Source organism: Pseudomonas sp. NyZ480 (assembly GCF_029537255.1).
GTDB lineage: Bacteria > Pseudomonadota > Gammaproteobacteria > Pseudomonadales > Pseudomonadaceae > Aquipseudomonas > Aquipseudomonas taiwanensis.
Map to the genome: position 1 here is coordinate 2,479,354 of NZ_CP120626.1, position 22,409 is coordinate 2,501,762.

General features: G+C 63.6%; 24 protein-coding genes. 13 read left to right on the plus strand and 11 right to left on the minus strand.

Annotation, left to right across the window (positions count from 1 at the left end; translation table 11 throughout):
* Positions 1 to 112: 112 nt before the first annotated feature.
* On the plus strand, positions 113 to 1,342 hold the full coding sequence (locus P3R38_RS11370; protein WP_277687147.1) for an aminotransferase class I/II-fold pyridoxal phosphate-dependent enzyme: 1,230 nt from the start codon (positions 113 to 115) through the stop codon (positions 1,340 to 1,342).
* On the opposite strand, the gene P3R38_RS11375 is transcribed toward P3R38_RS11370, so the two are convergent.
* Positions 1,268 to 1,915 (minus strand): DUF1345 domain-containing protein, encoded by a 648-nt coding sequence (locus tag P3R38_RS11375; RefSeq protein WP_023380354.1) that lies wholly within the window; start codon positions 1,913 to 1,915, stop codon positions 1,268 to 1,270. The two genes, P3R38_RS11370 and P3R38_RS11375, sit on opposite strands and share 75 nt — an antisense overlap.
* A 162-nt stretch (positions 1,916 to 2,077) precedes the next feature.
* On the opposite strand from P3R38_RS11375, the gene P3R38_RS11380 reads away from it, so the two are divergent.
* Entirely contained in the window at positions 2,078 to 2,992 is a 915-nt protein-coding gene (locus P3R38_RS11380; RefSeq protein WP_023380355.1) for a tyrosine-type recombinase/integrase, read from the plus strand.
* 83 nt (positions 2,993 to 3,075) lie between these two features.
* Complete coding sequence (locus tag P3R38_RS11385; protein WP_023380356.1) at positions 3,076 to 3,822, plus strand: SDR family oxidoreductase; 747 nt, start codon at positions 3,076 to 3,078, stop codon at positions 3,820 to 3,822.
* An 8-nt stretch (positions 3,823 to 3,830) separates the two neighbouring features.
* Here the strand turns inward: P3R38_RS11385 and P3R38_RS11390 are convergent, their stop codons facing one another.
* From P3R38_RS11390 to ccoG, 3 genes are read right to left on the minus strand one after another with little or no spacing between them, the layout of a single operon-like run.
* Positions 3,831 to 5,906 carry a PAS domain-containing protein gene (locus tag P3R38_RS11390; protein ID WP_023380357.1) on the minus strand — a complete coding sequence of 692 codons (2,076 nt, stop codon included), beginning with the start codon at positions 5,904 to 5,906 and terminating at the stop codon, positions 3,831 to 3,833.
* A gap of 56 nt (positions 5,907 to 5,962) precedes the next feature.
* Positions 5,963 to 7,372 carry a GntR family transcriptional regulator MpaR gene (gene mapR, locus P3R38_RS11395; RefSeq protein ID WP_023380358.1) on the minus strand — a complete coding sequence of 470 codons (1,410 nt, stop codon included), beginning with the start codon at positions 7,370 to 7,372 and terminating at the stop codon, positions 5,963 to 5,965.
* 52 nt (positions 7,373 to 7,424) lie between these two features.
* Complete coding sequence (gene ccoG / locus P3R38_RS11400; RefSeq protein WP_277687148.1) at positions 7,425 to 8,822, minus strand: cytochrome c oxidase accessory protein CcoG; 1,398 nt, start codon at positions 8,820 to 8,822, stop codon at positions 7,425 to 7,427.
* Between the two features lie 192 nt (positions 8,823 to 9,014).
* Between ccoG and P3R38_RS11405 the strand changes: the two genes are divergently transcribed.
* A complete protein-coding gene (locus P3R38_RS11405) occupies positions 9,015 to 9,545 on the plus strand; it encodes an MgtC/SapB family protein (RefSeq protein ID WP_023380360.1) in 531 nt (176 codons plus the stop codon).
* Between the two features lie 532 nt (positions 9,546 to 10,077).
* Here P3R38_RS11405 and P3R38_RS11410 read toward each other — a convergent pair.
* From P3R38_RS11410 to P3R38_RS11420, 3 genes are read right to left on the minus strand one after another with little or no spacing between them, the layout of a single operon-like run.
* Positions 10,078 to 10,977, minus strand: coding sequence for a hydroxymethylglutaryl-CoA lyase (locus P3R38_RS11410; RefSeq protein WP_277687149.1), 900 nt, complete (start codon positions 10,975 to 10,977; stop codon positions 10,078 to 10,080).
* Positions 10,978 to 10,997: 20 nt separating this feature from the next.
* Complete coding sequence (locus P3R38_RS11415; RefSeq protein ID WP_023380362.1) at positions 10,998 to 11,396, minus strand: MerR family DNA-binding transcriptional regulator; 399 nt, start codon at positions 11,394 to 11,396, stop codon at positions 10,998 to 11,000.
* 54 nt (positions 11,397 to 11,450) lie between these two features.
* Positions 11,451 to 12,335 (minus strand): helix-turn-helix domain-containing protein, encoded by an 885-nt coding sequence (locus P3R38_RS11420; RefSeq protein ID WP_023380363.1) that lies wholly within the window; start codon positions 12,333 to 12,335, stop codon positions 11,451 to 11,453.
* Between the two features lie 173 nt (positions 12,336 to 12,508).
* On the opposite strand from P3R38_RS11420, the gene pobA reads away from it, so the two are divergent.
* From pobA to ureG, 9 genes are all read left to right on the plus strand, one after another.
* Positions 12,509 to 13,696: a 4-hydroxybenzoate 3-monooxygenase gene (gene pobA, locus P3R38_RS11425; RefSeq protein ID WP_023380364.1), complete on the plus strand. Its 1,188-nt coding sequence runs from the start codon at positions 12,509 to 12,511 to the stop codon at positions 13,694 to 13,696.
* 357 nt (positions 13,697 to 14,053) lie between these two features.
* Positions 14,054 to 14,887 (plus strand): urease accessory protein UreD, encoded by an 834-nt coding sequence (locus P3R38_RS11430; protein WP_277687150.1) that lies wholly within the window; start codon positions 14,054 to 14,056, stop codon positions 14,885 to 14,887.
* A 9-nt stretch (positions 14,888 to 14,896) separates the two neighbouring features.
* Positions 14,897 to 15,199: an urease subunit gamma gene (locus P3R38_RS11435; RefSeq protein ID WP_023380367.1), complete on the plus strand. Its 303-nt coding sequence runs from the start codon at positions 14,897 to 14,899 to the stop codon at positions 15,197 to 15,199.
* Between the two features lie 10 nt (positions 15,200 to 15,209).
* Positions 15,210 to 15,527, plus strand: a complete 318-nt coding sequence (locus P3R38_RS11440) for an urease subunit beta (protein ID WP_023380368.1) — start codon at positions 15,210 to 15,212, stop codon at positions 15,525 to 15,527.
* Entirely contained in the window at positions 15,524 to 17,227 is a 1,704-nt protein-coding gene (gene ureC, locus P3R38_RS11445; RefSeq protein WP_104881837.1) for an urease subunit alpha, read from the plus strand. The genes P3R38_RS11440 and ureC overlap by 4 nt, the downstream gene beginning before the upstream one ends.
* Positions 17,228 to 17,237: 10 nt before the next feature.
* Entirely contained in the window at positions 17,238 to 17,723 is a 486-nt protein-coding gene (gene ureE, locus P3R38_RS11450) for an urease accessory protein UreE (RefSeq protein WP_023380370.1), read from the plus strand.
* Between the two features lie 16 nt (positions 17,724 to 17,739).
* Positions 17,740 to 18,285: a HupE/UreJ family protein gene (locus P3R38_RS11455; protein WP_023380371.1), complete on the plus strand. Its 546-nt coding sequence runs from the start codon at positions 17,740 to 17,742 to the stop codon at positions 18,283 to 18,285.
* On the plus strand, positions 18,285 to 18,959 hold the full coding sequence (locus P3R38_RS11460) for an urease accessory UreF family protein (RefSeq protein WP_277687151.1): 675 nt from the start codon (positions 18,285 to 18,287) through the stop codon (positions 18,957 to 18,959). Before P3R38_RS11455 ends, P3R38_RS11460 begins: the two co-directional genes overlap by 1 nt.
* A gap of 11 nt (positions 18,960 to 18,970) precedes the next feature.
* Positions 18,971 to 19,594: an urease accessory protein UreG gene (gene ureG, locus P3R38_RS11465; RefSeq protein ID WP_023380373.1), complete on the plus strand. Its 624-nt coding sequence runs from the start codon at positions 18,971 to 18,973 to the stop codon at positions 19,592 to 19,594.
* Here the strand turns inward: ureG and P3R38_RS11470 are convergent.
* The 4 genes from P3R38_RS11470 to P3R38_RS11485 all read right to left on the minus strand — a co-directional run bounded on the left by P3R38_RS11470 (position 19,557) and on the right by P3R38_RS11485 (position 22,396).
* Complete coding sequence (locus P3R38_RS11470; protein WP_238346515.1) at positions 19,557 to 20,096, minus strand: GGDEF domain-containing protein; 540 nt, start codon at positions 20,094 to 20,096, stop codon at positions 19,557 to 19,559. The two genes, ureG and P3R38_RS11470, sit on opposite strands and share 38 nt — an antisense overlap.
* Positions 20,086 to 20,532 (minus strand): hypothetical protein, encoded by a 447-nt coding sequence (locus P3R38_RS11475; RefSeq protein ID WP_238346514.1) that lies wholly within the window; start codon positions 20,530 to 20,532, stop codon positions 20,086 to 20,088. The genes P3R38_RS11470 and P3R38_RS11475 overlap by 11 nt, the downstream gene beginning before the upstream one ends.
* Positions 20,533 to 20,605: 73 nt before the next feature.
* The gene (locus tag P3R38_RS11480) at positions 20,606 to 21,334 is read right to left on the minus strand and encodes a thioredoxin family protein (RefSeq protein ID WP_023380374.1); all 729 of its coding nucleotides are present in this window, start codon (positions 21,332 to 21,334) and stop codon (positions 20,606 to 20,608) included.
* A gap of 402 nt (positions 21,335 to 21,736) precedes the next feature.
* Positions 21,737 to 22,396, minus strand: a complete 660-nt coding sequence (locus P3R38_RS11485) for an HAD-IA family hydrolase (RefSeq protein WP_023380375.1) — start codon at positions 22,394 to 22,396, stop codon at positions 21,737 to 21,739.
* Positions 22,397 to 22,409: the final 13 nt, after the last annotated feature.

Sequence of the window (22,409 nt, forward strand, 5' to 3'; positions counted from 1 at the left end):
TTTCCTTCGCGGCCTGCCGCTAGCTGAGCCGTGGCCTCTGCTATGTTTAACCCCAGTTGGCGCACAGCGTTTTCGGACGAGCGGTGCGGGCTGGGCAGACAGGGAGACAGTCATGCGCTATTCCACGCTCACGCAACGCATCGCCGGGGACGCCAGCTCTGCCTGGGACATCCATTATCAGGCTCAGGCCCTGCGACGCGAAGGGCGAGAGATCTTCCTGCTGTCGGTGGGCGACCCCGATTTCGACACGCCCAGACCCATCGTCGAGGCGGCGGTCAGCAGCCTGCGCCGCGGCGATACCCATTACAGCGATGTGCGCGGCAGCCTGGCCTTGCGCCAGGCCATTGCCCGGCGTAGCGGCCCGCAAGTCACGGCGGACCAAGTGGTGGTGCTGGCGGGCGCGCAGTGTGCCTTGTACGCCGTCGCCCAATGCCTGTTCGAGGCGGGAGACGAGGTGATCGTCGCCGAACCCATGTACGTTACCTACCCTGCGGTACTCGCCGCCTGTGGGGCGCTACCGGTCGTGGTGTCGGTCAGCCCCGAGCAGGGGTTCCGGCTCGATCCGCTGGCCGTGGCCCGGGCCGTCACCCCCCGTACCCGGGGCTTGTGGCTCAATACCCCGCACAATCCCACCGGCGTCGCCATCCCAGCCCAGGACATGGCGCAACTCGCGCAGCTATGCCGCGAGCACGACCTGTGGCTAGTGTGCGACCAGGTCTACAGCGGGTTGTTGTTCGAGGGCAAGGTGATCGACCCGACCAGCCTGCCGGGCATGGCCGAGCGCTGCGTGATCATCGACAGCCTGTCCAAGTCCCATGCCATGAGCGGCTGGCGAATCGGTTGGGTGGTCGGACCGCTCCCGCTCGCCGCGCACTTGGCCAACCTGGCCATGGCCATGCTGTTCGGCTTGCCGGAGTTTGTGATGCAGGCAGCCTGTGTTGCGTTGGAAGGAGACCTGCCGGCGGTGCGGGAGATGCGCGAAGCGTATCGACAGCGTCGTGACCGGGTGTGCTCGGTCCTGGCCGATTGCCCGGGGGTCAGGGCTCACAAGCCCTCAGGCGGCATGTTCGTCATGCTCGACATCAGCGCGACCGGGCTTAGTGCCCAGGCGTTCGCCCAGCGTCTGCTAATGGAGGAGGGCGTAGCGCTGCTACCGGGCGATGCCTTTGGCCCCAGCGCGGCAGGGCATGTACGCATGGGGCTGGTGCTGGAGACTGGTCAGTTGGAGGACGTTTGTCGCCGTGTCGCTGCTTGTGCCTGGCGTGCGCTAGCCCAGCAACCCGGCGGCGATGTTGATCGTGAACCCCAGGATGGCCGTATTGAACACGAAACCTACCAATGAGTGCGCCAGCACTACCCGTCGCAAAGCCCGCCCTGCGACGCCGACATCCGACGTTTGCACCGCCACGTTGAGGGTGAACGAGAAATAGTGGAAGTCCCAGTAATCCGGGTTGCATTCATTGTCCGCGAAGCGCAGGGGCGGTGCCTTGCCATCGTCGGTGTAGAACAGGCGGGCGTAGTGCAGGCTGAAGATGCAGCCAATCATCAACCAGGAGCCGGCAACGGTCAGCCCAGTATAGAGGTAGTGCAGGACAAGGTCGCTGCCGTGCAGCCCGCGGCTGGATACCAACTGCAGGGTGACCGCCGCCAGGCTGGCGATGGCTGCGATGCAGACGGTGAACAGCACCAGGCCTGCGTTCTCGTCTTCGATGCGGGCGACCCGGCGCACGGTATCGGGACTGGCCCGCCAGGTCAGCCACAATACCAGCAACAGGTAAAGCCAGACGCCGATGTTCCAGCCGATCAGCACCTGCTGGACGGTGTCGTCGGCGGGAACCAGCCAGGCGCCGACAACGCCTGCCAGGGTGGCGATGCTCAGGCGGGGATGGGTGCGGGTCAGTCGATGGAACGCCATGCGGCCTCGGCGATGGGGAGTCATGGCTACCACGATAGCCTATGGGGTACCATCATGGGCCGTGCCACCGTCAAACCCCTTGAATATCAAGGTGATGGCATTGATTCGCTTCACGCCTGGCGTGGCGTCACGCCGCCCTGGGCTTCGCTACAGGATCACGTTTTGTCCGACCTCACGCAAAACCCGCTGCTGCAGTACCTGGCCCGGCTGGCGCCCTCCAGCCAACAGACGATGCGCTACATTCTCCAGGATGCCGCCGACCGGCTTGGTTTCGTCGATTACGATATCGTCGATGTACCCTGGCACCAGCTCGAGCCTGGGCATGTCATCGGTCTGGTGGCCGCGTTGCGGTCGGACGGTTACGCGCCGAACAGTTCGTCGTTGTACGTCAATGCGGTGCGCGGGGTGATGAACGAAGCCTGGCGCCAGGGGTTGATCGAGCATGAGCGGCTGCTTCGAATCCGCGAAGTCAAGCCAGACACCGGCAGCCGTCTGCCACCGGGGCGCAACCTGCGACGCAGTCTGATTCGCGAACTGATGGACGTCTGTGCAGCCGACCCACGCCCACAAGGCGTGCGTGACGCGGCGATCATTGCGCTGTTGTATGGCACCGGCATGCGCAAGTCCGAGTCGGTGGACATCGACCTGACACAGGTCGATTTCATCGAACGCAGCTTGCAGGTGGTGGGCAAGGGTAATCGGCAGTTGGTCAAGTACGCGCCAGCCTGGGCCTTCGAAAAGCTTCAGGCCTGGCTCGACCTTCGTCGCCAGGCGTTGCCCGAGGGGGCTGCGGACGACCCGTTCCTGTTCAACCGTATCCGCCGTGGCAACCACATCACCCGCGCGCGCATCACCAAGCATGCGATCTACTACATCGCTCGCCAACGCGGTGCCCAGGTGGGGGTCAAGATCATGCCCCATGATTTTCGCCGTGCGTTCATCACCCGGGTGATCGAAGAGCACGACCTGTCGATTGCCCAGAAGCTTGCGCACCATGCCAACATCCAGACCACTGCCAGCTATGATCGGCGGGATGACAACGAACGGCGGCGTGCGGTCGATCGCTTCGATTACTGAAAAAGCGCCGGTGCCCAAGGCATTCCCATGCGCAGGCTTTTCCCCTATTGTCGGTGACTCCCAACCAAGCGATTGGCAGTGACATGGACAACGTTATCGTCATCACCGGTGCCAGCCGTGGCATCGGCGCCGCAACGGCATTGTTGGCGGCAAAGCAGGGTTACCGTATCTGTATCAATTACCACGCCGATGATCAGGCCGCCGAGAGCGTTCTGGCCCAGGTCCGGGCGTTGGGCGCCGACGCCATTGCCGTGCGTGCCGATGCCAGCGTCGAGGATGAGGTGATCCAGTTGTTCCAGCGGGTCGACCACGATCTCGGTCCGGTCACCGCGCTGGTCAACAATGCCGGCACCATCGCCCAGCAAAGCCGGGTCGAGGACATGTCGGAGTTTCGCCTGCTCAAGGTGATGAAAACCAATGTGGTCGGGCCGATGCTATGCGCCAAGCACGCGCTGCGGCGTATGTCCCGACGCCACGGCGGTCAGGGCGGCGCCATCGTCAATGTCTCATCGGTGGCGGCGCGCCTGGGTTCTCCTAACGAATACGTCGACTATGCCGCATCCAAAGGGGCGCTCGATACCTTCACCCTCGGCCTGGCCAAAGAGGTGGCGGGCGAGGGCGTGCGCGTCAACGGTGTGCGGCCCGGCTACATCCACACTGGTTTCCATGCCCTGTCCGGCGACCCGGGGCGGGTGAGCAAGCTCGAACCGGGCCTGCCCATGGGGCGCGGGGGGTACCCCGAGGAAGTCGCCGAGGCGATTCTCTGGCTGCTATCGGACAGGGCGTCCTATTCCACCGGCAGTTTCATTGACCTCGGCGGTGGGCGCTAAGCCCGCCGTCACTTCTGCCCATTGTCGAGCAACTGGCGCACCTGGTCAGCCAGTGCTCCGAGTTCGAAGGGCTTGGTCAGAACGCGCGTGCCCTGGAGCAGTTGCCCCTCGCTAAGCGCCGCACTCTCGTCGTAACCGGTGATGAACAGCACGCTCAGGTCCGGGTAGCGGGCCCGGCAGCGCTCGGCCAATTGGCGACCATTGATCCCGCCGGGCAGGCCAATGTCGCTGAGCAGCAGGTCGGGCCGTTCGCCATTTTGTAGATGATCCAGTGCCGCCAGGCCGTTTTCGAATGCCTCGACCTGGTACCCCAGCTCTTCCAGCACCTCGCTGACCACCATGCGCAGCGCCACTTGGTCCTCTACCAGGAGGATTCGCTGGCCGCTCGGGTGTGTGGACGCTGTCGGATTGCTTGCCGATTCGACACTGCAAGCAACCGGCTGCTCGTAATGGCGAGGCAAGTAGAGTGCTACCTCGGTGCCCTCGCCGAGGGTCGAGCGCAGGCGCATTTGCCCGCCGGACTGGCGCACGAAACCGTAGGTCATCGACAACCCCAGCCCCGTCCCTTGGCCCATCGGCTTGGTGGTGAAGAACGGATCCACCGCCCTTGCCATCACCTCCGGCGTCATCCCACGGCCGTTGTCCGAGATGGTCAGGCACACATATTCACCGGAAGGCAGCTCCACTGCACGTGCCTGGTCGGCATCCAGCACCCGATTCTCGCCCTCGATGACGATGGTGCCACCAGCAGGCAGCGCATCGCGAGCGTTGATGCACAGGTTCAGCAGAGCACTTTCCAGCTGAGGTGGATCGATGAACACCGGCCACAGGGGCGAATGGAACCGACTGCTCAACTCAATCGATGGCCCGATGGAGCGGCGCACCAATTCCTCCATGTCATGCACGAGCGCGGTGATGTGGGTGGAACGTGGTTGCAGGGTTTGCTGGCGGGAGAAGGCCAGCAGGCGGTGCACCAGCGATGAGGCGCGCTTGGCCGAGCTGTTGGAAAGGTCGAGCAAGCGGTGCAGGTCGTCGTACTGCTCCCGGGCCAGGCGCTGGCGCATCAGGTCCTGGGCGCCAAGTATGCCGCCGAGCAGGTTGTTGAAATCATGGGCGATACCGCCGCTGAGCTGTCCCACGGCCTCCATTTTCTGTGCCTGGCGCAAGGCTTCTTCGGCCTTTAGCCGCCGTTGCTGCTCCTGGAAACGCTCGGTGACGTCGTAGGCGAACAGGTAAGCGCCCTGGATCGTGCCGTCATGGTCGCGCAAGGCGTTGAAGTGCAGCTCGAAGTGGCGCACGTAGTGCTCGCTGCCGAAGACGCTCATTTCGAGGAAGCGCTCGCCTGCCAGGGCCCGACGCCACATTGGCAGGAACCGCGCGCGGTCGTCATCGGCATCGCCCATCAGGGCCGGCATGGACGCACCGACTTGCGGCGTGTGCCCATACAGTTTGTGGAAGTCTTCCTTGGCCTGGCGGTTGACGGCCAACCAGCGCATGTCGGTGTCGACCACATGCACATTGACCACGCTGTGCTCGATCAACTCGGCAAATAGCCGGCGTTCGGCCAGTGCTTCGCTGACCCGTTGCTCGAGTTCCTCATTTAGCCGCTGCAGGGCAAGCTCGGCCTTGCGGCGTTCGGTGACATCCTTGAACAGCACCGCGACCTGACGTTTCTCGGGGGGCTCGACACGAAAGGTGGTGACCGAAAGTACACGGCCGGTGGCGACCAGTTCCTGCTCGAAGTGCAGCGGTTCGCCGGTGCGCAGCACCGCGCCGTAGCGCTCCACCCAGTCATCGGCCTCGTCGGGGACCATCTGGCGAAGCTTTTGCCCCACAACGTTGGGGATGCCGGCGTGCTTGGTGTAGGCGGCATTGGCCAGCACATGCACATAGTCGCTCAGTGGGCCATGGGGGCCATCGAAGAACTCGATGATGCAGAAGCCTTCGTCCATGGTGTCGAACAGGAAGCGATAGAGACCATCACCGAGCGTCTGTTGCTGCGCCAGCGTGGCTTCGAGTTGGCTGGTGCGCTGTTGCAGTGCGTCGAGTTGCTGGCGCAAATGGAGCAATTCGCGAGAGGGCATGCGGTCGTCCGACAGTGGGGCATGGCCCCACTGTAGCCTGCCCGTCATGGTGGCGGCTAGAAGGATCGCACGATGCGGCCCAGTGTCTCCATGGCCTGCTCGGCGCCATCATGCCAAGGGCTGCCGTAGTTCAGGCGAATGCAATTGCCGAAGCGTCGGGTCGGCGAGAAGATCGGCCCCGGGGCGATACTGATGCCTTGGGCCAGCGCCATGTGGAACAGCTTCAGCGCGTCCATCTGCTCGGGCAGTTCCAGCCACAGGAAGTAGCCCCCGGAAGGCTGGCTGACCCGTGTCTGCGCCGGGAAATACCGGGCGATGGCCGCCAGCATGTTGGCCTGCTGGCCTTCGAGGGCATAGCGCAGCTTGCGCAGGTGGCGGTCGTAGCCACCGTGCTGCAGGTAATCGGCAATGGCGGCCTGGGCGGGCATCGAGGCGCATAGCGAGGTCATTAACTTCAAGCGTTCGATTTTCTGGGCGAATCGCCCGGCTGCGACCCAGCCGATCCGGTAACCGGGTGCCAGGCTCTTGGCGAAGGAGCCGCAGTGCATCACCAGGCCTTCGGTGTCGAACGCCTTGGCCGGCTTGGGGGCTTGCTGGGCGTAGTACAGTTCGGCATAGACATCGTCTTCGATCAGCGGCACCTGGTGGCGGCGCAACAGTTCGACCAATGCCTGCTTCTTGGCCTCGGGCATGCTGGCGCCCATGGGGTTCTGGAAGTTGGTCATGCACCACACAGCCTTGATCGGGTGCTTGTCCAACGTTTGTGCCAACACGCCGAGGTCCATGCCTTCGCGTGGCTGCACGGGAATTTCTACCGCCTTGAGCTTGAGTCGCTCCAGTACCTGCAGGCAGGCATAGAAGGCAGGGGCTTCGATGGCTACCAGGTCACCGGGTTCGGTGACGGCTTGCAGGCACAGGTTCAGCGCTTCGAGTGCGCCATTGGTGATCAACAGCTCTTCCATGGGCAGCATCAGGCCGCCGACCATGTAGCGCAGTGCGATCTGCCGCCGCAACTGCGGGTTGCCAGGCGAAAGGTCGGTCACCACCATGCGCGGGTCCATCGTGCGGCTGGCGCTGGCCAGCGAGCGCGACAGGCGCTGCAAGGGGAACAGTTCGGGGCTGGGGAACGCCGAGCCGAACGGCACGGTGTTGGGGTCCTTGATCGACTCGAGGATCGAGAACACCAGGGCGCTGACATCTACCTCGGTGGATTCGCTGAGCGGCTGTAGCGTTTGCGGCTCGCTGAACGGGCGCGGTGCGTGAGCGTTGACGAAATAGCCTGAGCGCGGCCGGGCACGAATCAAGCCGCGTCGCTCAAGCAGGTAATAGGCCTGGAACACCGTGGACGGACTGACCCCATGGGTCTGGCTGGCATAGCGCACCGAAGGTACGCGCTGGCCTGGGCCGAGCACCCCGGTGCGGATCAGTTCGGCGATGTCGTCGGCAAATCGTTCGTAGCGTTTCATCGTGGCTGTTTGTCGTGGCCTGGCGGGCAAGGTGAATGGGCAGTGTAAGGGATCAGCGGTTCATCGGTGCCACGAAGCGGCTCTGGGCCACGCTCCGCACCTCGGGCTCGTCGCTGTCCTGAACCACGAAACTCAGCGCCTGCGAGCTGCTGGTCGGGCGCTCGGCGAGCAGGGCGACCGATACCGGCACTTCGCTCATTTCCCCGGCTGGCACGATCAGTTCGTCCGGGCCTTGCAAGGCAAAGCCTTCGGCGTCGTCCAGGCGCAGCCGATAGCGCTGTGTCTGTTCGGTCTTGTTGATGATTTTCAGCAGGTAGATGTTCTCGATCTGGCCCAGGGCATTCTCCCGGAACAGGCCGCGGTCCTTGATCACGTCCAGCGACACCATCGGGCGCACCTGCAAGGCCACCACCAAGGCGCCGAGCATTACCACCAGGGCGCAGGCATAGCCTAACAGACGTGGGCGCAGCCAGTGGGTGGTGCCGCCTTGCAGGCTGTGTTCGGACTTATAGCCGATCAGGCCACGTGGGTAGCCCATCTTGTCCATCACGCCATCGCAGGCATCGATACAGGCGGCGCAGCCGATACAGGCCATCTGCAAGCCGTCGCGGATGTCGATGCCGGTGGGGCAGACCTGCACGCACAGCGTGCAGTCGATGCAATCGCCCAGGCCCTGGGCGCGGGCCTCGGCGCCCTTCTTGCGTGCCCCGCGTGCCTCGCCTCGGCGTGGGTCATAGGCCACGGCCAGGGTGTCCTTGTCGAACATCACGCTCTGGAAGCGCGCGTACGGGCACATGTGCAGGCACACCGCCTCGCGCAGCCAGCCGGCGTTGATGTAGGTGGCGGCAGTGAAGAACAGCACCCAGAACAGTGCCGTCCCCCCCAGTTGCAGGGTGAACAGCTCAGCCGCCAAGGGGCGGATCGGCGTGAAGTAGCCCACGAAGGTGAGGCCGGTTAGTACACCGATCGCCATCCACAAGCTGTGTTTGAGTGTACGGCGGGCCGCCTTCGCCAGGCTCCAGGGCGCAGTGGCGAGTTTGATGCGCTGGTTGCGGTCGCCTTCGGTGACCTTTTCGCACCACATGAACAGCCAGGTCCAGGTGCTCTGTGGGCAACTGTAGCCACACCACACCCGGCCGGCGTATACGGTGATGGCGAAGAGGCCGAAGGCACAGATGATCAGAACTGCCGAAAGCAAGATGAAGTCCTGTGGCCAGAAGGTGGCGCCAAAGATGTGGAACTTGCTGTTGGACAGATCCCACAGCACGGCCTGGCGCCCGTTCCAGTCGAGCCAGGCGGTACCGAAGAACAACACGAACAGACTGCCGGCGAAGACGATTCGCAGGTTGCGGTACAGACCTTTGAAGCTGCGGGTATGGATGCCGCTGTCGACGGGGTTGGCGGTGCTTCGCGGGGCAGCGATCTCGACGAAGGGAATGCGTTCGCTCATGGTTCTGTGCTCATCAGGCCTGCATCAGGGTTGCTGCACTATCGCCGTCAAACTGTTTTCAGCACAGACTCAGGTTTTGCAATAAAAACCGTATCAGATGGCCAGGCGTGTTGCTCGCCAGCCGGTAGGCGGCACTCCTGGCACACAGCGCGGTCCACCGTTCATGTGAGTGGCCTGATGCGGGAGGCGGTTATGGAACCTTGGTGGCGACCTGTGGTGCTGGCCATTGAGTCCGAATTTGCCGATGTGACCGACGAAGGCGAGGTGACGCGGATTCTGCTGCGTTTGCTGATGGCGGCATTGCTGGGGGCGGTGCTGGGGTTCGAGCGTGAGCACAAGGGTAAATCGGCAGGTGTGCGCACCCATATGTTGGTGTCGCTTGGGGCCGCGCTGTTTGTCCTGGCACCAGCGATGGCCGGGGCGGATGAGCAAGCCTTGAGCCGGGTGATCCAGGGCATCGTCGCGGGCATTGGTTTTCTGGGGGCGGGCACCATTCTCAAGGGCAATGGGCAGGACACCAGCCATGTGAAGGGGTTGACCACCGCTGCCGGACTCTGGATGACCGCTGCCATCGGCACGGCGGCAGGCATGGGGCGAGAAGTGACGGCGCTGGTAAGCACGGTGATGGCGCTACTGGTGCTGGGCACGATGCCCAAGGTGGTGGAAAAGGTCGAAGGGCATGAGGAGGCGAAGCAGGAGGAGGGCGAAGGCAGGAAGCACTGAGGGGAGCCGGAGCTCCCCTCAAAGCGTTGTTGCTTGCTCTTTTTTATTATTGAAGACCGACCATTTGTTGTTTTTGTTAGCCTGTCTTGGTACTGCGGCCGACCCCCATCCGGGGTCAAGAGCAAACGTATTTTTTTGAGCGCTGATCTGCTTTCACCAGGGCTGGTCCGGTCCTGACCGTCTCTACCTGAAGGTAGTTTTATTGTTCTGTGTCAGACCGCGGGGCGAACCCCTGAAAAGCGTATCTACTCCAAAAAAATCTGCTTGCTACGCCTCTGCCGTGTTGTTTTTTTTATGTCAGAGCCGTTATCTGTTGTTTTTATTGGGTATCACGTTTTTGTTCTTGTTATGCCAAAGATATAGCAGGTGGCGTGCCAACTTTCTAAAATCCTTTAAAATCAATAGGTTGGCATTCTGGGCGTGTGGCGGGTGACCTGAGATTTTGTCGATTTGTTTCCCTGTTACCCGATTTTTTGCTGGTTTTTGTGGGGGCGGTAACACTCCACCCACACAAATGTGACAGCCGTGTGAACTAGCCCGCAGTGCACGCCCGCGCCACCCGTGAACCATTGGCTCGGCCCAGCACGGTACTGATACGCTGACCGGCTGCAATCAGTCGGTCCAAATCGATACCGCTGTCGATGCCCAGCCCCTGCAGCAGGTAAAGCACGTCCTCCGTGGCGATATTGCCGGTGGCGCCCTTGGCGTAGGGACAGCCCCCAAGGCCTGCGACCGAGCTGTCGAACACGTTGATACCCTCCAGCAGGCTGGCATAGACGTTGGCCAGGGCTTGCCCATAGGTGTCGTGGAAATGCCCGGCCAGCTGCTCGCGTGGCACCTGTTTCGACACCACCTCGAACAGGCGCCGGGTATCGCCGGCGGTTCCGGTGCCAATGGTGTCGCCCAGCGACACCTCGTAGCAGCCCATGTCATGCAGGGCACGGGCGACCGGTGCGACCTGTTCGGCGCTGACCTTGCCTTCATAAGGGCAACCGAGCACGCACGACACATAGCCGCGAACACGCACGCCGTGGCTGCGTGCCGCGTCCATGATCGGTTCGAAGCGCGTGAGGCTTTCACTGATCGAGCAATTGATGTTGCGCTGCGAGAAGGCCTCGGAGGCAGCGGCAAATACCGCGACCTCCTTCACACCGGCCGCCAATGCGTCTTCGAACCCGCGCAGGTTGGGTGCCAGGGCGGCATAGGTAACGCCTGGGCGCTGACGAATACCGGCGAACACCTCGGCGGAACCGGCCATCTGCGGTACCCATTTGGGCGAAACGAAACTGCCGACTTCGATGTAGCTCAGCCCGGCTTCGGTGAGGTCGTCCACCAGGCGCACCTTGTCGGCAACACTGATAGGTTGGGCTTCGTTCTGCAGGCCGTCGCGCGGGCCGACTTCGACCAGGCGAACGTGTTTGGGCAAGGACATGGCAGGGTTCCTGTGGCGGATCAACGGTTGTCGTTCTTGTTCAAGGTGGCAGCCAGGGCTTGTTCGCAGCGCTCCTGGGCGGTGTCCAGTTCCAGTTGCATCTGGTGGATATCGAGCATCTGCTGTTCCAGCTGCGCACGGCGCTCGGCGATTTTCGCCAGCATGCTGTTGAGCTGCTTGAGGTTGCCGCTGGTGGGGTCGTATAGCTCGATCAATTCACGGCATTCGGCCAGCGAGAAGCCGATACGCTTGCCGCGCAGGATGAGCTTGAGGCTGACCTTGTCGCGCGCCGAATAGATTCGCTCCAGGCCGCGGCGCTCTGGGCTCAGCAGGCCCTGTTCCTCATAGAAGCGGATAGCGCGGGTGGTGATGTCCAGCTCGCGGGACAGGTCGGAAATGCTGTAGGTCTGGCTGCTCATGCTCGGGCTCGCAGGATGGTATGTGGCTAACCTAATGGCAGGTTGACGTATACGTCAAGCAGGCGCGTGCGAAGCCGAACGCCTGAATGCATTGGGCGTCTGGCCGGTCAGCCGTTTGAAGAACCGTGCAAAGTAGGTGGGGTCGCTGAACCCCAGGCTGTCCGACAGTTGGCTGATGCTCATACGCGTGTAGATCAGGTTGCGCCGGGCCTCCAGCAGCAGGCGCTGATGGACGACCTGCAAGGCCGTCTGGCCGCTGAGCTCGCGGCATAGCTGGTTCAGTTGCAGGCTGGAAATATTCAGGTGCGCGGCGAAGTCCTCCACCGACAGGTGTTCGCGGTAATGAGCCTCGACCAGGCGCAGGTACTGGCCCAGCAACAGGCGGTCGCGTTCATCGCGGTTGCGTGGTGCCAAACCTTGTTGCTGGCGACGGCTGATCCACACCACCAGTGCGGTGACCAACGCCTGGAGCATGGTCGACCGCGCCGGGGCACTGCCCTGGTATTCCTGCTGCAAGGTGTCGATCAGCGTGCGCAGGTGCTGACGATCCTTGCCCAACGGGTAGCAGGCCGGTGTCGAAAGCACCCGCAGCGGCGTGCCCAAGCGCTGTTCCAGATCGGCTACCAGGGCTGCGCCGAACGTCACCACATGCCCTTGAATGTCCGCGCTAAAGCGAAAGCCATGCACCGTCAGTGGCGGCACGACCTGGATCGCGGCCTCGCGGATTTCGCTGTGCCGGCCCTCGATCTCCACCTCGGCCCGACCCCGCTGCACGTAGAGCAACTGGAACAACTCGGCATGTTGGTGCGGCTTGATTTCCCAATGGTGCAGGCGGCTGCGCACCGGGATGGTCTCGCAATGCAGCAAGTCGGTGGCGGGCCAGGCTTGGTTTTCGCCATACAACTGGAACAGCGGGACGCCGGGGAGGGTGGATTTCATTGTTCTTGTTCCTGTCCGTTAATCGAACGCTTTTTGCAAAAGTGCAGTTTTTATATTGGATAGCACACTTTTTAGCGGTGCATTGCCAGTAAAAATGCAGGGGCAAACCCTAACAGCAGATGCCCAGCCACTGCCAGTCGTGGGCTGGCATCGCCAGACAAGAGACAAGAACAATGAACACTCAGGTTGCAATCATCGGCGCAGGTCCGTCCGGCCTGCTGCTTGGCCAGTTGCTGCATAACGCTGGCATCGACACGGTCATCGTCGAACGCCAGACCCCTGAATACGTGTTGGGCCGGATCCGTGCAGGCGTCCTCGAACAGGGCACGGTCGACCTGCTGCGCGAAGCCGGTGTGGCCGCCCGCATGGACTGCGAAGGGTTGGTTCACGAAGGCGTCGAGCTGCTGGTTGGCGGGCGTCGCCAACGCCTGGACCTTAAGGCCCTGACGGGTGGCAAGACCGTCATGGTGTACGGCCAGACCGAAGTGACCCGCGACCTCATGGAGGCCCGCAAGGCCAGCGGCGCACTGACCATCTATTCCGCCAGCAACGTCCAGCCCCACGAACTCAAGGGTGAACGCCCTTACCTGACCTACGAGAAAGACGGCCAAACCTATCGCCTGGACTGCGACTACATCGCTGGCTGCGACGGTTTCCACGGTGTGTCGCGACAGAGCATTCCTGAAGGTGTGCTCAAGCATTACGAACGGGTCTACCCCTTTGGCTGGCTGGGTATGCTGGCCGACACCCCGCCGGTGAACCATGAACTGATCTATGCCCACCATGAACGCGGCTTCGTGCTGTGCAGCCAGCGTTCCCACACCCGCAGCCGCTATTATTTGCAGGTTCCACTGGAAGATCGCGTGGAGGAATGGTCCGACGAGCGCTTCTGGGAGGAGCTCAAGGCGCGCCTGCCTGATGACGTTGCCGAACGTCTGGTCACCGGCCCTGCACTGGAGAAAAGCATCGCTCCGCTGCGCAGCCTGGTGGTCGAGCCCATGCAGTACGGGCACCTGTTCCTGGTTGGCGATGCCGCGCACATCGTCCCGCCCACCGGTGCCAAGGGCTTGAACCTGGCCGCTTCCGACGTCAACTACCTGTTCCGTATCCTGGTCAAGGTGTACCGCGAGGGCCGCACCGACCTGCTGGCGCAGTATTCGCCACTGGCGCTGCGCCGGGTGTGGAAGGGCGAGCGCTTCAGCTGGTTCATGACTCAGTTGCTGCATGACTTCGGCGACCACAAGGATGCCTGGGACCAGAAGATGCAGGAGGCCGATCGCGAGTACTTCCTGACCTCGCCGGCTGGTCTGGTGAACATCGCCGAAAACTACGTCGGGCTGCCCTACGAAGCGGTGGAGTAGGCGCAGTTTCCGTGGGAAATTCCAGGGTTGGGGGCAAAGCTTTCTTGCCCCCCGCCAACTCTTCACCCCAGGTAAAACCAGGGGCCACCAAACGATCCCGTCCGAACCCACGCCACTTCCACCGCCATGGCCCAAAACGGGGCTCTGTACCGCCCCTCGTTTGTGCGCCATAGCCCTGTGTGCCCGATGCCAGAGCAGTCGCCACACACGTTTCATTTTCCTTCACCTGCGTAGTTGGCCCGCAACCTGCTATATCCAGCCATCGAATTTGATCGAGTGGTCAGGCAGGCAATGCTCAGCGGCGCCGCGCCAAACCCTCACAACGGCCGTCAGGCCACGGATATCAGGGGCCGCAGGATGTCGCTCGCGGAGCAGATCGAACATACCGAACAGGATGCTGGCTGGAGCGCGCACTTGCAGTTGCGCTTTGTCGAACGCGCCGGCGCGACCCGTCTTGGTGCGCGCCATCATTTTGGTCCTCTTTTGGTGCAGCGACCGTTCTACCCGGAAGGTGCACCGTGTCACGTCTATGTGCTGCACCCACCCGGCGGCATCGTTGCTGGCGACCGCCTGGAACTGGACATTCATCTGGAACCAGGCAGTCACGCGCTGCTGACCATGCCCGGCGCCAGCAAGTTCTACCGCAGCATCGGCCCTACCGCCCGATTACGTCAGCGCTTTCACCTGCAGCCGGGCAGCACGCTGGAATGGCTGCCTCAGGACAGCATCTTCTTCTGCGGTGCCCGAGCGAGCCTCGACAGCTGTTTCACCCTGGAGCCTGGTGCCCGGCTACTGGCCTGGGAAGCCCTCTGCCTGGGGCGGCCAGTGATGAACGAACGCTTCGAGCAAGGCGCCCTGGATAGCCGACTGCGCATCGACATGCCCGGTGACCCGGGGCTGCACGAGCGCCTGCGTATCGAAGGCGGGCGCCTGGACAAGGTCGCTGACCACCCGCTGCTGGCCACCTTCTGCGCCGCGCCCGCCGACCAGGCGCTGCTGGAGCAGGTGCGGCCTTTGCTCGAAGCACTGGGCAACCCCGCTGGCGCCACGCTGCTGGGGCAACTGCTGGTGATCCGTCTGCTCGATCACGACAACCAACATCTGCAACGCACCCTGCAGCGCCTCTGGCATGTGCTGCGGCCGGCCGTTCTCGGCCTGCCGGCATGTCCGCCGCGCATTTGGGCTACCTGAGAACGCGCCATGGAACTGACCCCGAGAGAGAAAGACAAACTGCTGCTGTTCACCGCCGCGCTATTGGCGGAGCGGCGCCTGGCCCGCGGCTTGAAGCTGAATTACCCGGAAGCGGTGGCATTGATCAGCGCCGCGGTGCTCGAAGGTGCCCGCGATGGCCGGACTGTGGCCGAGCTGATGAGCCTGGGCCGCGAAGTGTTGAGTCGCGAGCAGGTCATGGAAGGCGTCGCCGAGATGCTCCACGACGTGCAGGTCGAAGCCACCTTCCCGGACGGCACCAAGCTGGTGACCGTGCATGACCCCATCGTCTGAGGAGCCACCCATGATTCCCGGAGAAATCCAGGTCGCCGATGGCGACATCGAGCTCAACGTCGGCCGCGCCACTGTCAGCGTCAGCGTGGCCAACCATGGCGACCGGCCGGTGCAAGTCGGCTCGCACTACCACTTCTACGAAGTCAACGACGCGCTGGTGTTCGAACGTGAACCTACACGCGGCTTTCGCCTGGACATCCCCGCCGGCACCGCCGTGCGCTTCGAGCCCGGCCAGTCACGCACCGTGCAACTGGTGGCCTACGCCGGCAAGCGGGAAGTCTACGGCTTCCAGGGCAAGATAATGGGCGCACTGGAGGGCCAGGCATGAGCCGTATTTCCCGTCGAGCCTACGCCGACATGTTCGGCCCCACTGTCGGCGATCGCGTGCGCCTTGCCGACACCGCGCTGTGGGTAGAGGTGGAGAAGGACTTCACCCTCTATGGCGAAGAGGTCAAGTTCGGAGGTGGCAAGGTCATCCGCGACGGCATGGGGCAAGGCCAGATGCTGGCGGCCGAGGCCATGGACCTGGTGCTGACCAACGCGCTGATCATCGACCACTGGGGCATCGTCAAGGCCGACATCGGCGTCAAGCATGGCCGCATCGCCGTCATCGGCAAGGCCGGTAACCCCGATGTGCAGCCTGGCGTGACCGTGCCGGTCGGGCCAGGCACCGAAGTGATCGCCGCCGAAGGCAAGATCGTCACCGCCGGGGGCATCGATTCGCATATCCACTTCATCTGCCCGCAGCAGGTGGAGGAGGCGCTGACCAGCGGCGTCACCACCTTCGTCGGTGGCGGCACCGGGCCGGCTACCGGCACCAACGCCACTACCTGCACCCCAGGTCCGTGGTACCTGGCGCGCATGCTCCAGGCCGCCGATTGCCTGCCGATCAACATCGGCCTGCTGGGCAAGGGCAACGCCTCGCAACCTGAAGCCTTGCGCGAGCAGATCGCCGCGGGAGCGGTGGGCCTGAAGCTGCACGAGGACTGGGGGTCGACACCCGCGGCCATCGACTGCTGCCTGGGCGTGGCGGAAGAAATGGACATCCAGGTGGCCATTCATACCGATACGCTCAACGAATCCGGCTGCATCGAGGACACCCTGGCCGCCATCGGTGACCGCACCATCCACACCTTCCACACCGAAGGTGCCGGGGGCGGTCATGCCCCGGACATCATCCGTGCGGCAGGCCAGGCCAATGTGCTGCCATCCTCGACCAATCCGACGCTGCCTTACACGGTCAACACGGTCGATGAGCACCTGGACATGCTCATGGTCTGCCACCACCTGGACCCTAGCATTGCCGAAGACGTGGCTTTCGCCGAGTCGCGCATCCGCCGTGAAACCATTGCCGCCGAAGACATTCTCCACGACATGGGCGCCTTTGCCATGACCTCGTCCGACTCCCAGGCCATGGGCCGGGTCGGCGAAGTGGTGCTGCGCACCTGGCAGGTCGCGCACCAGATGAAATTGCGCCGTGGACCGCTGGCCCCGGATACCACCTACAGCGACAACTTCCGGGTCAAGCGCTACATCGCCAAGTACACCATCAACCCGGCGCTGACCCATGGTATCGCCCATGAAGTCGGCTCGGTGGAAGTGGGCAAGCTGGCCGACCTGGTGTTGTGGGCACCAGCCTTCTTCGCCGTGAAGCCGGCCCTGGTGATCAAGGGCGGCATGATCGCCACTGCACCGATGGGCGACATCAACGGCTCGATCCCGACGCCGCAGCCAGTGCACTACCGTCCGATGTTCGGCGCCCTGGGCGCTGCCCGGCATGCCACGCGCATGACCTTCCTGCCCCAGGCCGCCATGGACCGCGGTCTGGCCGAGGAGCTGGGCCTGCGCAGCCTGATAGGGGTGGCCCACGGCTGCCGCCGGGTGCGCAAGGCCGACATGGTACACAACACCCTGCAACCGGTGATCGAAGTCGATTCGCAAACCTATCAGGTGCGTGCCGATGGCGAGCTGCTGGTGTGCGAGCCAGCCACCGAATTGCCGCTGGCTCAGCGTTATTTCCTGTTCTGAAGGAGCAAGCATGATTGTCCTGACCCGCCGGATCCCTGCATCCGACACTGTTACCGGCACTGTCACCCTGGATGTGGACAGCCGAATCAAGAGCCGCTTGCGCGTCACGCTCGACGACGGTCGCGAGGCTGGCCTGATGCTCGAACGTGGCCACCTGCTGCGTGGCGGCGAGTTGTTGGCCGATGCCCAAGGCAGTCAGGTGATACGTGTGCTGGCTGCCCCGGAAGCGGTGTCGACGGTGCGTTGCGCTGATCCACACCTGCTGGCCCGTGCCGCGTATCACCTGGGCAACCGTCATGTGCCGCTGCAGATCGAACCGGGCCTGCTGCGCTTTCAGCACGACCATGTGCTGGACGACATGCTGCGCGGCCTGGGCCTGACGGTGGAAGCCGAACAGGCCCCTTTCGAACCCGAGGCCGGCGCCTACCAGAGTGCGCCGCATAGCCACAGCCATGGCCACGATCACCCGTTCGTGCGCATGCCAGCCCATTCTTGAGTACACGGAGTCAACCATGAAAAAAACGATCGCCTTTGCCTTGCTGATGGTGGCCTTGCCAGCCTTCGCCCACCCTGGCCACGATGCCAATCCGTTGCAGGACGGTCTGCTTCACCCGCTGACTGGCCTTGACCACTTGCTGATGCTGCTAGGTACCGGCGTGCTTGCTGCGCTGACCCGCCGCAACCTGACACTGCCGCTGGCCACCTTGGCGGCGATGTTCGGTGGCGCCATCTGCGGTCACGTGTTCGGTGACGTGTTAGGCATGGAAACCCTGATTACCGTCTCGCTGCTGGTTGCCGCTGGCGCGTTGTTGCTGCCCAGCCGCCAGCTGGTGTTGGCTCTGCTCATGCCGGTGTTCGCGCTGTTCCACGGCTGGGCCCACGGTGTGGAAGCTACCCCTAGTGCCTTCTGGCTGTTCAGTGCAGGCTTCGTCACCGTCAGCGGCCTGCTGCTGGTGGTCGGGTTCGCCGTCGGTTGCCTGCTGCGTCGCCATAGCGGCCTGCAGAAGGCCTTCGGCGGTGGCCTGCTGGCCGGCGCCGCCTTGGTGCTGGCCGGTTGATGAACAGCGACCTGGCACTGCTACGCCTGCTGCAGCTGGCCAGCCCCGGCCTGCCAGTAGGCGGGTTCACCTATTCGCAAGGTCTGGAGTGGGCTGTCGAGGCAGGTTGGGTGCGCGACATCGCCAGCTTCAGTGCCTGGCAACGAGAGCAGTTGCACGACACCCTCGGCCACCTCGACTGGCCGCTGCTGGCGCGCTTGTACCGGGCCAGCCAGGCCAATGATGCCGAGGCGTTCGGCCGCTGGAGCCGGTTCCTGCTGGCCAACCGCGAAACCGCCGAGCTGCGCCTGGAAGAACAGCAGCGCGGCTCGGCCCTGGCGCGCATGCTCGACGGCTGGCAATTGGGTCAGGACCCGGCCTGGCGCGCCAGCCTGGAACTCAGCCAGCTCGGCGGCATGGCCTGGCTCGGCGCCCACTGGTCGATCCCGCTACGCCAGTTGGCCCTGGGCCATGGTTTTGCCTGGCTGGAAGGCGCCGTGATGGCAGGCGTGAAGCTGGTGCCCTTCGGCCAACAAGCGGCCCAGACACTGCTGCGCGACCTGGGCCAAGCGCTGCCCGGCGTGCTCGACCATGCCTTGGCGCTGGACGACGATCAGCTCGGTGGCGGCCTGCCGCTGCTGGCTATCGCTTCGTCGCGCCATGAAACCCAATACACCCGTTTGTTCCGTTCTTGAGGACTGCCTGCATGCAAAACTATCAGCAACCCCTGCGCGTCGGTGTCGGCGGCCCGGTCGGCTCGGGCAAGACCGCCTTGCTCGAAGCCCTGTGCAAGGCCATGCGCGATCACTATCAGATCGCCGTGGTCACCAACGACATCTATACCAAGGAAGACCAACGCATCCTTACCGAGGCCGGCGCCTTGGAACCTGAGCGCATCGTCGGCGTGGAAACCGGCGGCTGCCCCCATACCGCCATTCGTGAGGACGCTTCGATGAACCTCGCGGCGGTGGAAGCCCTGGCGCGCAAGTTCGGCAACCTCGAAGTGATCTTCGTGGAAAGCGGCGGCGACAACCTCAGCGCCACCTTCAGCCCTGAATTGGCCGACCTGACCATCTACGTGATCGACGTGGCTGAAGGCGAGAAGATTCCGCGCAAGGGAGGCCCTGGCATCACCAAGTCCGACTTCCTGGTGATCAACAAGACCGACCTTGCGCCCTATGTCGGCGCTTCGCTGGAGGTGATGGAGCGCGATACCCAGCGTATGCGCCCCGAGCGCCCCTGGACCTTCAGCAACCTGAAGAAAGGCGAAGGCCTGCAGGCGGTGATCGACTTCATCGTTGAGCGGGGGATGTTGGGTGTGCGGGGCTGAAGCCCAGCACTTCCACACGGTTGCGGCCATTCTGCTTGGCCTTGTAGAGCTGCTCGTCCGCCTGCTTGAGCAGCGTCTCGGCTTGATCGCTATCGGTCTGCCGGCAGACCACGCCAATGGACAACGTGAGTCGGCCAACATGGGCGGTATCAGCTTGTTCGACCGCCTCACGAATTCGCCCGGCGATGCGCCGTGCATCGGCCTGGCCGGTGTCGGGCAGCAGCAGGGTGAACTCCTCGCCAGCCACCCGGCAAGGCAGGTCTTGCTGGCGTGACTGCTGGCGCAGCAACGCGGCGAGGTGTTTGAGCACTTCGTCGCCTGCGTCATGGCCAAAGGTATCGTTGACCCGTTTGAAATGATCGATATCCAGCGCCAGCACGGCGAACGGGCGTGTGCCTTGCATCAGGGCGTCGAGGGTATGGTGCAGCGCCCGTCGGTTGGCCAGGCCGGTGAGCGCATCGCTCTGCGCTCCCTGGCGCAAACGACCGAATTTATCCCGCAACAGTTGATCGCACGTCAGCAAGGCCTGGCGGATGGATTTCCGGCGAGCGCTGGCGGCGGCTGGCGATCTGGCGGATGTCGGGGTAGGCCATCAGTACCTGGCTATCGGGGTTAACCATGACGATCGAGTTGAAGTCCTTGTCCTGCGCTTGCAGGCGGTGCGCTTCGCTTTGCAGCAGGACTGTCTCGTCCAGGCCTGTGGCCAGTTTTCGAGCGCTGTAGCGCAGGTGGCTGTGGGGCGAGCGCAGAAACTCGGCGATGCTGGACGCTACCTTGCTGGCGTGGGCCTGGTTGGCCCGTAGGGAAAGCTGTATCAGGGTGCCGTGCTGGACCCGATTGGCCACGTAGAGGGTGTTGCCCAAGGTGGCCAGGCAGGCCAGCAGCACCATGCCCAGCACAAGGGTACGCATATCGGTACGCGGACGGATACTGGGCATGGCGGGCCTGTGAGGCGGGGGACGGTCTCAAGTATGGCTGCTTTCCTGGCGAATGCCCGCCATGGGCGTAGTGCTACTGATGGCAGCAATGCGGTGCTGCTGGCGCCTGTTCGTAACGGTCGTGGTGGCGTACCCAGTCCATGGTGCCGCCCTCGTTGCGGCCCAGGGGCGCGATATCGAGGAAATTGTAGGTGTTGACCAGGATGTCGAGGCCGCGGGCATAGGTGGAGTAGGTGTGGAAGACCGTCCCGTCGTGGTCGCGGAAGAACGCGCTCAGGCCGGGCAATTCGCTTTCGTTGCCGGTGTATGGCGCGTAGTTGTACTGGCGTTGGCCCTGGCTGGCGACACTGACGCCAAAGTCTTCGTTGAACGTGCTGCCGTGGGAGGAGTACCACGGGAAGCGCCAGCCCATGCGCTGGCGGAATGCCTGGAACTGGGGGTAAGGCGCCCGCGAGACGGCGACCAGCGAGACATCGTGGTGCGCCAGGTGCAGGTTGGCGCCGTCGAAGTGGTCGGCGAGGAACGAACAGCCTGGGCAACCTTCGCTCCAGCCTTCGGCGAACATGAAGTGATACAGCAGCAACTGGCTGCGGCCAGCGAACAGGTTGGCCAGGCTCAGATCGCCGTCGGGTCCTTGGAAGCGATAGGGCTGCTCGACCTTGACCCAGGGCAGGGCGCGGCGGGCGGCAGCCAGTTCGTCGCGTTGGTGGGTGAGGGCTTTTTCGTGCAGCCACAGTTGCTGGCGGGCGGCCAGCCATTGACTGCGTGAGACCACTTCGTGCTTCGGTTCCGGGGTGCTCATGATACTGACTCCGCGCTTGGGGATTCAGTAATGGTCGTATGGGAGGGGTGAGATTCGACCGGGGAATCGAGAGGGCGACGAATGGTGGTTGGCCGGTGGCGTTTTGGGCGTATGCCGGAAGTGGTGTAGCGCCTGGGCGATCGAGCGCCGCCCGCGCGGTGCACCGCGAGCAAGGCTCGCTCCTACGTCGGTTTCGGGCCAATGAATCCTGTGGGATTTGCGCGCGAACGCTTTAGAGCACGGCGCAATATGGGGTCGTACAAACCAGGCGGTCGCGCGCGCCCGTCACTGACGTTCCTGGTCCGCAACAGACGTAGGAGCGAGCCTTGCTCGCGATGCGCCGCGCGGGCGGCGCTCGATCGTCCAGGCGCTACACCGCTTGCGTCATGCACCAGCAAACCCTCACCCCTGCATCCGCTCGACCACCTCCCACAGCCGCGAATCAGCGAAATCCGCGACCACTAACTGTGCACCTGCCGCCAGCAACCGCTCAGGCGTCTGGGTCGTGGCAATCCCCACGGTGAAGATCCCGGCCCCGCTGGCCGCCTTCACCCCCGGCAACGAGTCCTCGAAGGCAAGTGCCTGTCCGGCCTCTGCCCCAAGGCGTTGCAGGCCGGTGAGGTAAGGCAGGGGGTCTGGCTTGGGTCGGGCCAATTCCTCAGCCACCAGCACATGCTCGAATCGCGCGCCCAGGCCCATGGCCGAGAGCATGTGCTCGGCGTTGAGCCTAGGGGCGTTGGTCACCACGCACATGCCGATGCCTTGCGCCTGGGCATGCTCCAGCAGGCGCAACAGCCCTGGCATGGGCTCAAGCGCCGGGGCCAACTCGCGGAACAGCGCCTCCTTGCGGTCAGCCAGCGCCAGGCGCTGCACCGTACTGGCCTTGGGAAACAGCTCGGCAAACAACTCGCCATTGGCCCGGCCACTGACCTGGGCATCGAACTGCGCCTGGGTCAGCTCGCGGCCATCATGTTCGCGCAGCAGTTGGCGAAAGGCCTGCAAGTGCAGGGTGTCGGTGTCGGTAAGGGTTCCATCGAGGTCGAACAGCAGGGCAGTCAGCATCAGGCATCCAGGC